The organism is Streptomyces sp. A1277 (genome assembly GCF_004795015.1).
Lineage (GTDB): Bacteria > Actinomycetota > Actinomycetes > Streptomycetales > Streptomycetaceae > Streptomyces.
In genome coordinates, this window is sequence record NZ_SSBI01000012.1 from 138,545 (window position 1) to 151,648 (window position 13,104).

11 protein-coding genes are annotated in these 13,104 nt (G+C 72.0%); 9 read left to right on the top strand and 2 right to left on the bottom strand.

Annotated elements, in window-relative coordinates; all coding sequences use genetic code 11:
- From iolC to E6R18_RS11030, 5 genes are all read left to right on the top strand, one after another.
- The gene (gene iolC / locus E6R18_RS11010; RefSeq protein WP_136316684.1) at positions 1–975 is read left to right on the top strand and encodes a 5-dehydro-2-deoxygluconokinase; all 975 of its coding nucleotides are present in this window, start codon (positions 1–3) and stop codon (positions 973–975) included.
- The gene (locus E6R18_RS11015; protein WP_136316685.1) at positions 975–1,853 is read left to right on the top strand and encodes a deoxyribose-phosphate aldolase; all 879 of its coding nucleotides are present in this window, start codon (positions 975–977) and stop codon (positions 1,851–1,853) included. Before iolC ends, E6R18_RS11015 begins: the two co-directional genes overlap by 1 nt.
- On the top strand, positions 1,850–2,788 hold the full coding sequence (iolB, locus tag E6R18_RS11020; RefSeq protein ID WP_136316686.1) for a 5-deoxy-glucuronate isomerase: 939 nt from the start codon (positions 1,850–1,852) through the stop codon (positions 2,786–2,788). Before E6R18_RS11015 ends, iolB begins: the two co-directional genes overlap by 4 nt.
- 83 nt (positions 2,789–2,871) lie before the next feature.
- Positions 2,872–4,857, top strand: a complete 1,986-nt coding sequence (gene iolD / locus E6R18_RS11025; protein ID WP_136316687.1) for a 3D-(3,5/4)-trihydroxycyclohexane-1,2-dione acylhydrolase (decyclizing) — start codon at positions 2,872–2,874, stop codon at positions 4,855–4,857.
- Positions 4,858–4,886: 29 nt separating this feature from the next.
- Positions 4,887–6,380, top strand: a complete 1,494-nt coding sequence (locus E6R18_RS11030; RefSeq protein WP_136316704.1) for a CoA-acylating methylmalonate-semialdehyde dehydrogenase — start codon at positions 4,887–4,889, stop codon at positions 6,378–6,380.
- 98 nt (positions 6,381–6,478) lie between these two features.
- Here the strand turns inward: E6R18_RS11030 and E6R18_RS11035 are convergent, their stop codons facing one another.
- The gene (locus E6R18_RS11035; RefSeq protein WP_136316688.1) at positions 6,479–7,537 is read right to left on the bottom strand and encodes a LacI family DNA-binding transcriptional regulator; all 1,059 of its coding nucleotides are present in this window, start codon (positions 7,535–7,537) and stop codon (positions 6,479–6,481) included.
- Between the two features lie 265 nt (positions 7,538–7,802).
- On the opposite strand from E6R18_RS11035, the gene E6R18_RS11040 reads away from it, so the two are divergent.
- The 4 genes from E6R18_RS11040 to E6R18_RS11055 all read left to right on the top strand — a co-directional run bounded on the left by E6R18_RS11040 (position 7,803) and on the right by E6R18_RS11055 (position 12,933).
- Positions 7,803–9,176: an extracellular solute-binding protein gene (locus E6R18_RS11040; protein WP_168712321.1), complete on the top strand. Its 1,374-nt coding sequence runs from the start codon at positions 7,803–7,805 to the stop codon at positions 9,174–9,176.
- A gap of 22 nt (positions 9,177–9,198) precedes the next feature.
- Complete coding sequence (locus E6R18_RS11045) at positions 9,199–10,137, top strand: sugar ABC transporter permease (protein WP_136316689.1); 939 nt, start codon at positions 9,199–9,201, stop codon at positions 10,135–10,137.
- A 2-nt stretch (positions 10,138–10,139) separates the two neighbouring features.
- The gene (locus E6R18_RS11050) at positions 10,140–11,039 is read left to right on the top strand and encodes a carbohydrate ABC transporter permease (protein ID WP_136316690.1); all 900 of its coding nucleotides are present in this window, start codon (positions 10,140–10,142) and stop codon (positions 11,037–11,039) included.
- A 70-nt stretch (positions 11,040–11,109) separates the two neighbouring features.
- Positions 11,110–12,933: a sugar-binding domain-containing protein gene (locus E6R18_RS11055; protein WP_136316691.1), complete on the top strand. Its 1,824-nt coding sequence runs from the start codon at positions 11,110–11,112 to the stop codon at positions 12,931–12,933.
- A 53-nt stretch (positions 12,934–12,986) separates the two neighbouring features.
- Here E6R18_RS11055 and E6R18_RS11060 read toward each other — a convergent pair.
- On the bottom strand, positions 12,987–13,104 hold a 118-nt coding region (locus tag E6R18_RS11060), incomplete at its 5' end, for an RICIN domain-containing protein (protein WP_136316692.1).

The window sequence follows — 13,104 nt, forward strand, 5'->3', positions numbered from 1 at the left end:
ATGGCCCACGAGCTCGTCGCCATCGGAAGGACCGGCGTCGACATCTACCCGCTCGACCACGGCGTCGGCCTCGAACAGGTGCGCACGTTCGAGAAGTTCCTCGGCGGAAGCGCCACGAACGTCGCCGTCGCCGCGGCCCGCCACGGCCGCGACGCCGCCCTGATCACCCGGGTCGGCCGTGACCCCTTCGGCCGCTACGTCCAGCAGGAGGCCACCCGCCTCGGCGTGGACGCCACGTACATCACACCCCTCACGACACCGGACGGACCGCCCACCCCGGTCACCTTCTGCGAGGTCTTCCCACCCGACGACTTCCCGCTCTACTTCTACCGGTACGCCGCCGCGCCCGACCTCATGATCGATCCCGCCACACTGCCGCTGGAGGATATCCGCGAAGCGGCCGTCTTCTGGGCCACCGGCACCGGCCTGTCCGCCGAGCCCAGCCGGTCCGCCCACTTCGCCGCCTGGCAGACCCGCGGCCGGCGTACCCGCACGGTCCTCGACCTCGACTACCGGCCGATGTTCTGGGCCGGGGCCGATGAAGCCCGCCACCAGGCCGGCCGCGCCCTCGACCACGTCACCGTCGCCGTCGGAAACCGGGAGGAGTGCGAGGTCGCCGTCGGCGAGACGGACCCGGACCGGGCGGCCGACGCCCTGCTCGAACGCGGCCTGGAACTCGCCGTCGTCAAAATGGGCCCCGCCGGTGTCCTGGCCGCCACCCCGGACGAACGGGTGCGGGTCGAGCCGTTCCCCGTCGAGGTCGTCAACGGCCTCGGCGCGGGCGACGCGTTCGGAGGCGCGCTCGTCCACGGCCTGCTCAGCGGCTGGGACCTGCGCCGCGTCATCGAATTCGCCAACATCGCGGGCGCCATCGTCGCCTCCCGCCTGGCCTGTTCCACCGCCATGCCGACCACGGCCGAGGTACAGGCCGTCCTTGAGTCCCGGTCGCTGGCCCACGCCGAAGGGACCACGTGATGGACGCCGCACACCTGACCGAGATCCGGGCCCGCGAACCCGGCCGCATCGAACGCTCCTGGCAGAAGCGCTCCCGCCGCCCGCTGACCGGCGAGGACGGCCGCCTGCTCATCGTCGCGGCCGACCACCCCGCCCGCGGAGCCCTGGGCGCACGCGGCGACGAGTCGGCCATGGCGAGCCGCAGCGCGCTGCTCGACCGCCTGGCGACCGCGCTGTCGCGCCCCGGAGTGGACGGCGTGCTCGGCACCCCCGACCTGCTCGACGACCTGCTGCTGATGGGAGCCCTGGAGGACCGGGTCGCCATCGGATCGATGAACCGGGGCGGTCTCCAGGGCGCGTCCTTCGAGTTCGACGACCGGTTCACCGCCTACACCACCGAGGCGATCGCCGCGCAGGGCCTGGAGGGCGGCAAGACGCTCACCCGGATCTGCCTGGAGGACGCCGGCACCGCGGCCACCCTCCAGGCGACCGCCGAGGCCGTCACCAGCCTCGCCGAACACAGCCTCATGGCCATGATCGAGCCCTTCCTCACCGTCCGCGAGGAGGGCCGCGCCCGCAACCTCCTCGACCCCGACAGCGTCATGCGGTCGATCCACATCGCGAGCGGACTCGGCGCGAGCAGCGCCTACACCTGGCTGAAACTGCCGGTCGTCGACGAACTGGAGCGCGTCCTGGACGCGACGACCCTGCCCACCCTGCTGCTCGGCGGTGACCCGCAGGGCGATCCGCACGACACCTACGCGTCCTGGGCGACAGCGATGTCGCTCCCGGCGACGCGGGGACTGGTCGCAGGGCGCGCCCTGCTCTACCCGCCGGACGGCGACGTCGCCGCCGCCGTCGACATCGCGGCCGGAATCGTCCACGGGAGCACCACATGAGCGACCACACCCGATGGGTGCGCCCCCTGGGCACGGCCACCGCCGACGGATGGCAGACCGCTGTCGTCGCCACCGGTCCGGACTGGCAGCACACCAGCCTCCGTGTGACGACCCTGGCCGCCGGCGAGAGCCGGGTGCTGGACGCCGGGGACTGGGAGCACATCGTCGTCCCGCTGTCGGGCGGCGTGCACGTCACCGCTGTGACGGCCGACGCACGCACGCACGAGGCGGAACTCACCGGCCGGCCCGACGCGTTCGCCGGACCCACCGACACCGCCTACGTGCCCGCACGGTCGCGGATCACCCTGCGTGCCTCGTCCGGCCCGGCCCGTATCGCGCTGGCAGGAGCACGGGTGACGGGGGACACCGGACAGGGCTCGCCCGGCGGCCATGCCTTCCGGCACCTGGCCGCGGCCGAGGTCCCGGTCGAACGGCGCGGGGCCGGTTCGGCCTCCCGGCGGGTACGCAACTTCGGCACCCCCGAGGTGCTCGACGCCGACGCGATCATCGCCTGCGAGGTCGTCACACCGGCCGGCAACTGGAGTTCGTGGCCGCCCCACAAGCACGACACCGCGCGGCCGGGCGAGGAGAGCGAGCTGGAGGAGATCTACTACTTCGAGACCCGGCCCACCGACGCCCGCTGCACCGATCCCTTCGGCTACCAGCGCGTCTACACCTCGGACGCCGGCCGGCCCATCGACGTACTGGCCGAAGTGCGCACCGGCGACGTCGTACTGGTGCCCCACGGCTGGCACGGACCGGCGATGGCCGCGCCCGACGCCCACCTGTACTACCTCAACGTCATGGCCGGCCCCGGCCCCGAGCGTGCCTGGCTCATCAGCGACGACCCCGCTCACGCCTGGGTCCGCGAGACCTGGCCGCACCAGCCCTTCGACGACCGGCCCGCTCCCCGCACCCCAGGAGGCGCCGCATGAACACCGCCACCCCAGGAGGCGCCGCATGAACACCGCCACCCCAGGAGGCGCCGCATGAACACCGCCACCCCAGGAGGCACCGCATGAACACCGCACAGTCCGCGACCGTGCGGCTCACGGTGTCGCAGGCGACCGTCAGGTTCCTCGCCGCCCAGTGGTCCGAGCGCGACGGGCGGCGCAGGCGGCTCTTCGCGGGCGTCCTCGGCATCTTCGGCCACGGCAACGTCGCGGGCATCGGCCAGGCGCTCCTGGAACACGAACACGAAGCGGACGGCCACCCCGACCTCCCCTACATCCTGGCCCGCAACGAACAGGCCATGGTCCACACCGCGGTCGCCTACGCCCGCCAGGAGGACCGCCTGCGGACCTGGGCCTGCACCGCATCGGTCGGCCCCGGCTCCACGAATATGCTCACCGGCGCGGCACTGGCCACCATCAACCGGCTCCCGGTGCTGCTGCTGCCCTCCGACACCTTCGCCACCCGCCCCAGCGCACCCGTACTCCAGGAACTCGAACACCCCTGCGCCGCGGACATCACCGTCAACGACGCCTTCCGGCCCCTGTCGCGGTTCTTCGACCGGGTCGTCCGCCCCGAACAGCTCCCCTCGGCGCTCCTGGGGGCCATGCGGGTGCTCACCGATCCCGCCGAGACCGGCGCGGTGACCATCGCCCTGCCGCAGGACGTCCAGGCCGAGGCGTACGACTGGCCCGTCGAGCTGTTCCACGCCCGCACCTGGCACATCGCCAGACCACCGGCCGAACCCGCCCGCCTCGCGGCCGCGGCCGACCTCGTACGCCGGGCCCGGCGCCCGCTGATCGTCGCCGGGGGCGGCGTGCACCACTCCGGCGCGGAGGCGGCGCTGACCGCGCTCGCCGAGGCGTCCGGCATCCCGGTCGGCGAGACCCAGGGCGGCAAGGGCTCGCTGCCCCACGGGCACCCGCGGCAGATGGGCGGCATCGGCTCCACCGGCACCACCGCGGCGAACGCCCTCGCCCGGGACGCCGACGTCGTCATCGGCGTCGGCACGCGCTGGACCGACTTCACCACCGCCTCGCGAACCGCCTTCCAGGACGCCGGAGTCCGCTTCGTCAACATCAACGTCGCCGGCTTCGACGCGGGGAAACACGCCGGTCTCTCCGTCGTGGCCGACGCCCGTGAGGCGCTCACCGCACTCACCGCCGCCCTGCGCGGCCACCGCGTCGACCCGGCCTACGAGGAGCGGCAGAGCGAGCTGTGGCACGGCTGGAACGAGCGGGTCGAGGCCGCCTACAACCCGCCCCCCGAGGTGACCGGCCGGCTCCCCGAGGGAGTCCTCACCCAGGCGACCGTGCTCGGCCGCGTCAACGAACTCAGCGACCCCCGCGACGTCGTCCTGTGCGCGGCCGGCTCCATCCCCGGCGACCTGCACAAGCTGTGGCGCGTCCGCGACCGCAAGGCTTACCACGTCGAGTACGGCTACTCCTGCATGGGTTACGAGATCCCCGCCGCACTCGGCGTCCGGCTCGCCGACGACACCCGGGACGTCTTCGCCCTGGTCGGCGACGGCGGCTACCTCATGATGCCGACCGAACTGGCCACGGCCGTCCAGGAACGGATCAAGGTCGTCGTCGTACTCGTCCAGAACAACGGTTTCCACTCGATCGGTTCGCTGTCGGAATCGCTCGGCTCCCAGCGGTTCGGCACCCGCTACCGCTACCGCTCCGCCGACGGACGCCTGGACGGCCCGAACCTGCCCACCGACCTCGCCGGCAACGCCCGCAGCCTCGGCGCCCACGTCGTCGAGGTGCACTCCCGCGGTGAACTGGAGGCGGCCATCGCGCAGGCCAAGGCGTGGCCGGCCGACGGCGGCCCCTTCGTGATCCACGTCGAGACCGATCCGCACGTCTGCGCCCCCGAAAGCGACAGCTGGTGGGACGTCCCCGTCAGCGAGGTCTCCGGGCTCGACTCCACGCGGGCCGCCTACACCTCCTACGCCGGACACAAAGAGGCACAGCGGCCGTTGCTCGCCCCCGCGGCCGGACAGGACCAGGACGGCGCACCCGCCCCGCACAGCAGGAAGCAGCCTTGACCACATCGCAGAAGGAGCCCGCCGTGAGCGTGCCGACGCGCATCACCCATTTCATCGACGGCCGTCCCTGGGACGGACCGGCCGGACGCACCAGCCCGGTCCACAACCCCGCCACCGGAGAGCGGACCGCGACGGTGGACCTCGCATCGGCCGAGCTCGTCGCCACCGCCGTCGCCTCGGCGGAGGCGGCCTGGCGGGAGTGGCGGGCGCAGTCCCTCGCCAAGCGGGTGCGGGTGCTCTTCACCTTCCGTGAACTGCTCAACGCGCGCAAGGGGGAGATCGCCTCGCTGATCACCGCCGAGCACGGAAAGGTGCTGTCGGACGCCCTCGGCGAGGTCACCCGGGGCCTTGAGGTCGCCGAGTTCGCCTGCGGCATTCCGCACCTGCTCAAGGGGGACTACTCCGAGAACGCCTCGACACGGCTGGACGTCCACTCCGTCCGGCAGAGCCTCGGCGTCGTCGCGGTCATCTCACCGTTCAACTTCCCCGCCATGGTGCCGATGTGGTTCGTCCCCATCGCTCTGGCCTGCGGCAACGCGGTGGTGCTCAAGCCCAGCGAGAAGGACCCCAGCGCCGCCCTGGCGCTGGCCGCCCTGTGGAAGGAGGCCGGCCTGCCCGACGGCGTGCTCCAGGTCGTCAACGGCGACAAGGAGGCCGTGGACGCGCTGCTCCACCACGACGACGTCAAGGCCGTCTCGTTCGTCGGCTCGACGCCCATCGCGAAGTACGTCTACGAGACGGCGACCGCCCACGGCAAGCGGGTCCAGGCCCTGGGCGGCGCGAAGAACCACATGCTGGTGCTGCCCGACGCCGACCTGGACCTCGCCGCGGACGCCGCCGTCAACGCGGGATTCGGTTCCGCCGGAGAGCGGTGCATGGCGATCTCCGTGCTCGTCGCCGTGGAACCGGTCGCCGACGCACTCGTGGCCAGGATCGTCGAGCGGATGCGCCGACTGCGCACGGGGGACGGCACGCGTGGCTGCGACATGGGCCCCCTGGTCACCCGGGAGCACCGGGACAAGGTCGCCTCCTACCTCGACGCAGGCGTCAGGGCCGGCGCGACCCTCCTCGTGGACGGCCGCGACGGCGCGTTCGACGCCGAAGGGGACGGCTTCTTCCTGGCTCCGACGCTCTTCGACCACGTCGGTGCCGAGATGCCGGTGTACACCGACGAGATCTTCGGCCCCGTGCTCAGCGTGGTCCGCGTGCCGTCCTACGACGAGGGCCTGGCGCTCATCAACGCCAACCCGTACGGCAACGGCACGGCGATCTACACCAACGACGGCGGAGCGGCCCGGCGGTTCCAGAACGAGGTCGAGGTCGGCATGGTCGGCATCAACGTGCCGATTCCCGTGCCCGTCTCGTACTTCTCCTTCGGCGGCTGGAAGAACAGCCTGTTCGGGGACACCCACGCGCACGGCAGCGAGGGGGTGCACTTCTTCACCCGCGGGAAGGTCGTCACCTCCCGCTGGGCCGACCCCAGCCACGGCGGCCTCGACCTCGGATTCCCGCAGAACGGCTGAGCGCCGCCTCATCCCCTGCGCCGGACGGCCGCCGGCCCGGACAACGGCCCGGCGGCCGTCCTCGAGCCCAACCCCGGGCGCTCGGCCCGCACCGCCCCTCACCACACCCCGCCGCCCCCCACCACCCCCTCCGTGCTCTCGCGCAGAACGAGCCGGTGCGCCACGACGCGGTCCTGCGGGCACACCGTGGAGGGCGGGCCGGCATCGTCCGGGCGCGTGGCCTCGTCGACGCGGCGCAGGAGCAGGTCCACCGCGACCCGGGCCACCGCCTCCTTGTCCGGGGCGACCGTGCTCAGGGACGGCACGCTGAAACGGCCGCCCTCCACGTCGTCGAAACCGATCACCGCCACGTCCTCGGGCACCCGCGCCCCGTAACCGTGCAGCGCGCGCAACGCGCCCAGCGCCAGCTGGTCGTTGAGGCAGAGCAGGGCGTCCGGCCGGACCCCTTCGGCCAGCACCCTGCACACCGCGTCGGCCCCGTCGCTCATGTGGAACGCCTCCACCGGCAGCAGGGACGCCGGATCGTACGGCACGCCCGCCCCGGCCAGCGCGAGGCGGAAGCCGCGGGTGCGGGCCTGGGCGGTGCCGACGCGGCCGTCGTCCCGGCCGCCGACGGTGAGGATGTGCCGGCGGCCCAGCGCGAGCAGGTGCTCGGTGGCCTCGCGGGCGGCGCGTTCGTTGTCGATCGCCACATGGTCCGCGCCCTCGTTGAGGAGTTCGCCCAGCAGGACGGTCGGCGGCGGCCCGGTGTGGGCGCGCAGGTCCTCGGGCGCGAGGGCGAGCGGGCTGAGGATGACGCCGTCCACGAAGTCCGAGCCGAAGCCGGCCAGCGCCGCCCTCTCCCGTTCACGGTCGCCGCCCGACTGGTGGATCAGCACGGTCAGGGAGCGCTTTTCGGCCTCCCGGACGACGTGGCGGGCCAGCTCGGCGAAGTACGGGACGTCGAGTTCGGGCACCACCAGGGCGATGATGCCGGTGCGACCGCTGCGCAGATGGCGTCCGGCGAGGTTGATGCGGTAGCCGAGGTGGTCGATGGCCTCCTGCACCACCCGCCGCGTCCGGTCGGACACGTGCACGTAGTCGTTGAGCACGTTGGAGACCGTCTTCTCCGACACCCCCGCGTGCCGTGCGACGTCCTTGATCCTCGGCCGTGCCACCCGCAACCTCCCGCCCTCGGTCCGCGCCGAGTCTATGTGGTGTCCTCCGACGGGCCGGGGACGGCTGGGGAGCGACGGACGGGGCGCGCATCCGGCACAGGTGATGACCCAGCTCTTTACAGCCAATGTACATCGATGTAAAAACAGGTCACCGCACCGGGAGACCGGCGCGGATCACCCCGATGTGCGCGGGCGGCCGACGGCTGCCGTGCCGATGGCGCCTGCCGTCGGCCGGGCACGTCGTCCGGCCGTCGAAAGGTCAGTGATGAACTCTGCACCTCCCGCCCACGGGCTGCCCGGCGCCTGGGACCCGGACAGGTCGCCCGGCATCGGCCGCCGCGGGCTGCTGCGCTACGGGACGGCCGGAGCGGCCGCGCTGCTGGCGGCGGGGCCGTTGACCGGCTGCTCCTCGCCGGCCCGCGCCGGTGAGGCATCCGCGCTGAAGGTATGGGACCTCTTCCAGGGCGGCGACGGCATGCTGATGGACGAGATGATCGCGGCCGTCTCGCGGGGATCCGAAGGTTTCGACGTGGACCGCACGATCCTGGACTGGGGCCCGTCGTACTACACGAAACTCGCCATGTCGGCGGCCGGCGGCCGGGCCTCCGACGTCGCCGTGCTGCACCTGTCACGGCTGGCCGGATACGCCCCCGGCGGTCTGCTCGACCCGCTCGACCTGGATCTCCTCGCCGAATTCGGCGTGGGCGAGAAGGACTTCGCCCCCGCCGTGTGGAAGCGCGCCCAGCACCGGGACACGGTGTACGCGATCCCGCTGGACGTCCACCCCTTCATCGTCTTCTACGACAAGGACGCCGCCGACAAGGCCGGTTTGCTCGACTCGTCCGGCCACCTGGCCCCGATGGGCTCGCCCGAAGCGTTCCTGGACGCCGGGAAGAAGCTCGCCGAGATCACCGGCAAGTCCGGCGTCCTGTTCGGACACGTCACCGACACCGCCCAGAGCTGGCGCCAGTTCGCGGCGCTGTACGCCCAGACCGGGGCCTCCTTCACCCTGCCCGACGGCGGCCCGCCGAAGATCGACATCGACGCCGCGGTGAAGGTCGTGACCTTCATGAAGCAGCTCTTCGACGGCCGCACGAACCCCGACAACCTCGACTACAACGGCGCGATGGCCGCCTTCATGGACGGCCGCGGCGGCATGATCATGGCGGGGGAGTGGGAGCTGCCGACGTTCCGGAAGTCCGGCATCAAGCATCTGGGAGCGGCCCCCTTCCCGCAGGTCTTCGCGCGCCCGGCCGTCTACGCCGACTCGCACAGCTTCGTGCTGCCGCACCAGGACGACCCCGGCCCCGCCCGGCGCCGCGAGGCCCACCGCTACATCGCCGAGATCGTCAAACAGAGCCTGACCTGGGCGAGCGCGGGCCACATTCCGGCCTACCTGCCGGTGCAGGCCCGCCCCGAGTACGCGAAGCTCGACCCCCAGTCGTCCTACGCGGCCGCGGGCGAGATCGCCGTACTCGACCCGCCGAACTGGTTCGCCGGAGCCGGCGGCAACTTCCAGAACCGCATGTGCCAGCCGCTCCAGTCGGCGCTGCTGGGCAACACCTCCGCCGAAAAGGCGGTACGGCAGATGGTCCGTGAAGCGGACACCCTGCTGCGCCAGCCCAACCCGGTCGCCTGACGACAGCCGAAGGAGCCGCATCGTGACCACCACCGCGCCCGCCGGAGCCGCGGCGCCACCGCAGCAGCCCCCCTGCGCCACACCGGCCGCGCCCCGGCGCCGCCGCTCCCTGACCCGGGGCGGCGGGCTGTTCGTCCTGCCGTTCCTGGTCCTCTTCGGACTCTTCCTGGTCTGGCCCGTCGTCCAGGGCCTCTGGATGAGCCTCACCGACGCCTCCCTGAGCCTGCGCGACACCGAGTTCGTCGGCTTCGCCAACTACACCGAGGCGCTCGGCGACCCGGACGTCTGGAGCAGCCTCGGCAACACCGTCTTCTTCACCGTCATCTCCTGCGTGCCGCTCGTCCTGGTCGCCCTGGCCATGGCGCTGCTGGTGCACAGCGGACTGGCAGGCCAATGGGTGTGGCGGCTCGCCTACTTCGCCCCCTACCTGCTGCCCGTCACCGTCGTCACGCTCATCTGGACGTGGCTCTACCAGCCCGACATCGGCCTCGGCAACCAACTGCTGACCTCGCTCGGCATGGAACCCGTCGGCTGGCTCTCCGACGAATCGGTGGCGATGTGGTCCGTCGCGGCCCTCACCGTCTGGTGGACGGTCGGATTCAACTTCCTGCTCTACCTCGCGGCCCTGCAGTCCCTGCCCGTCACCTACGACGAGGCCGCCGCGCTCGACGGCGCCGGCGCCTGGCGGCGGCTGTGGTCCGTCACCCTGCCGCAGCTGCGCCACACCACCGTTCTGGTCGCCATGCTCCAAGTACTCGCCTCGCTCAAGGTGTTCGACCAGATCTACATCCTCACCAAGGGCGGCCCGAACGGCTCCACCCGCCCGATCCTGGAGTACGTCTACGACGTCGGGTTCACCGGATACCGGCTGGGCTACGCCTCGGCGGTCAGCTACATCTTCTTCGCCATCGTCATCGTCGTGTCCGTCATGCAACTCCGCTTCTTCCGTCAGGAGGGCTGACCGTGTCCGCCATCTCCACCCCCGTGCGCCGGCCGCGCCGGCCACGCCGCGAGGAGTCCGGCTCGCCCCTGCTGCTCGGCCACGGACGGCTGCCCCGCGTACTCGCAGGGACCGCGCTGACCGTCCTCGCCGTCGCCTGGCTGCTGCCCTTCCTGTGGGCCGTCGCCACCTCGCTGCAGAGCGAGCAGGACGTGATGAAGTCGGGCCTGTCGCCGTTCAAGGGAGCCTTCACGCTCTCCTCCTACCGGCAGATCCTGGACCGCGGGAACGTGCCGACCTGGGCCTTCAACAGTGTGCTGATCGCCGTCCTGGTCACCCTGCTCACCACGGCCGTCTCGACGCTCGCCGCGTACGGGTTCTCGCGCGGCACCTTCCGCGGGCGGCGGACCCTCCTCGCCGTCACCGTCGCCGCGATCATGGTCCCGCCGCAGCTGCTGATCGTGCCGCTCTTCGAGCAGATGACGATGTTCCACCTGGTCGACACCTACGCGGCGGTCATCCTGCCGCAGGTGGTGGCCCCCATGATGGTCTTCATCCTGAAGCGCTTCTTCGACGGGATACCCCGCGAACTGGAGGACGCCGCCCGCATCGACGGCGCCTCCGAGCTGCGGGTCTTCCGGTCGATCGTGCTGCCGCTGTCCCGCCCGATCGTCGCCGCCGTCGCGATCTTCGTCTTCATCGGGGCGTGGAACAACTTTATGTGGCCCTTCGTCGTCACCAACGACCCGGACCTCATGACGCTCCCGGTCGGCCTCGCCACCGTCAAGGACGCCTACGGCATCCAGTACGCCCAGTCCATGGCGTCCGCGCTGCTGGCCGCGCTCCCGCTGATCGTGATGTTCCTCCTCTTCCAGCGGCGGATCGTCAACTCCGTGGCCACCACCGGCCTCGGCGGCGGCTGACCCCACCGACTGTCCCTGTTCCGGCGCCGGTCTCCCGGCCGGCCGCCACCACGATCCGACTGGAGTACCTGTGCACACCCCCTCCGTCCCCCGTCCGGAGTACCCGCGACCGCAGTTCGTACGTCGCGACTGGCTCAACCTCAACGGGACCTGGCAGTTCGAGACCGACCAGGGGGACAGCGGAATCGAACGGGGTCTCCTCGACCGCGACCTCACCGGCGAGATCCTCGTACCCTTCGCCCCCGAGTCCGAACTGTCCGGCGTCGGCGACACCGACTTCCTGGAGGCCGTCTGGTACCGGCGGCGGTTCACCCCGCCAGCCGAGTGGGCCGGCCGCCGGGTGCTGCTGCACTTCGGCGCCGTCGACCACGACACCACCGTCTGGGTGGACGGCACCGAAGTCGTACGCCACCGGGGCGGCTTCACCCCCTTCACCGCCGACCTCGGCGACCTCGCCCCGGCCGGCCGCGAGGTGGAGATCACCGTGCGCGCCCGCGACCCGAAGTCCGGCCCGCAGGCCCGCGGCAAGCAGGCGACCCAGTACGCCAACCACGACTGCAACTACACCCGCACGACCGGCATCTGGCAGACCGTCTGGGCAGAGCCGGTCCCCGAGACCCATCTGCGCCGCCCCCGCATCACCCCCGACCTGGCCGGCGGCGCCTTCTCCCTCGAACTGCCCCTGGCCGCCAACCGGCCCGGCCACCGTGTACGCGCCGTCCTCAGCGACGACGCGGGCGAGGTCTGCCGCGCAGTGGGCCGCGCCGACCTCGACCTCGCGCCCCGCCTGCACCTGTCCATTCCGCAGGACCGGCGCCGCGAGTGGAGCCCCGAGGACCCCTTCCTGTACGGGCTGTGCCTCGAACTCCTCGGCGCGGACGGCGAGGTGACCGACTCCGTCGAGAGCTACGCGGGCCTGCGAGCCGTCGGCATCCGGGGCAGGGCCGTGCTCCTCAACGGCCGCCCCCGCTTCCAGCGCCTCGTCCTGGACCAGGGCTGGTACCCGGACGGCCTGATGACCGCCCCCACCGACGAGGCCCTGGTCCGTGACATCGAACTGGCCATGGAGGCCGGTTTCAACGGGGCCCGGCTGCACCAGAAGGTGTTCGAGGAGCGCTTCCTCTACCACGCCGACCGGCTCGGCTACCTGGTCTGGGGCGAGTTCGGCGACTGGGGCTGCGAGGTCGGCGGCTCCTCCGGCGGCAACCAGCGGCCCGACGCGTCCTTCGTCGCCCAGTGGCTCGAAGCCGTGGAACGCGACTACTCCCACCCCTCGATCATCGGCTGGTGCCCGCTGAACGAGACGTACCAGAAGCTCCACGACCGGATCACCCAGCTCGACGACGTGACCCGGGCGATGTTCCTCGCCACCAAGGCCATGGACACCTCCCGGCCGGTGATCGACGCCTCCGGCTACTCCCACCGGGTCCTGGAGACCGACATCTACGACTCCCACACCTACGAGCAGGACCCGGCCGCGTTCCGCCGGCTGGTCTCCGGACTCGCCGAGGGGAAGCCCTTCGTCAACGCCTACGAGAACGGCGCCGCCTACTCGCAGCCGTACCGGGGGCAGCCGTACTTCGTCAGCGAGTTCGGCGGGATCTGGTGGGACCCGGAGGCCGCAGCCGAGCAGTCGGGCAGCGACCGCACGGTCTCCTGGGGGTACGGCGACCGGGTGCGCACCGAGGGCGAGTTCCACGAGCGCTTCGCCGGTCTGACCGGTGCGCTGCTGGAGGACCCGCACATGTTCGGGTACTGCTACACCCAGCTGACCGACGTCTTCCAGGAGCAGAACGGCGTCTACCGCTTCGACCGGGGCACCAAGCTGGACATCGCCCGCATCCGGGAGGCCCAGCTGCGCCCCGCCGCGATCGAGGGGCCGGACGCCGGCTGACGGGGCAGGACGCCGGGTGCCCGCCCCCTGCCGGGGCGGGCACCCGCCGGGTGTCAGACCCGTTCCAGCCGCCAGAGCTGCGGCTGCTGGCCGTTGCAGGTCCACTGCTGAACATGGGCGCCCGCCGTACGGGAGCCCTGGGAGACGTCCAGCCACTGCCCGGAGGACTTC

Bases quoted from the DNA above. Each gene is read 5' to 3' on its own strand.
- iolD (WP_136316687.1), top strand. From the start codon at position 2,872: ATGAACACCGCACAGTCCGCGACCGTGCGGCTCACGGTGTCGCAGGCG.
- iolC (WP_136316684.1), top strand. From the start codon at position 1: ATGGCCCACGAGCTCGTCGCCATCGGAAGGACCGGCGTCGACATCTAC.
- E6R18_RS11040 (WP_168712321.1), top strand. From the start codon at position 7,803: ATGAACTCTGCACCTCCCGCCCACGGGCTGCCCGGCGCCTGGGACCCG.
- iolB (WP_136316686.1), top strand. From the start codon at position 1,850: ATGAGCGACCACACCCGATGGGTGCGCCCCCTGGGCACGGCCACCGCC.
- E6R18_RS11015 (WP_136316685.1), top strand. From the start codon at position 975: ATGGACGCCGCACACCTGACCGAGATCCGGGCCCGCGAACCCGGCCGC.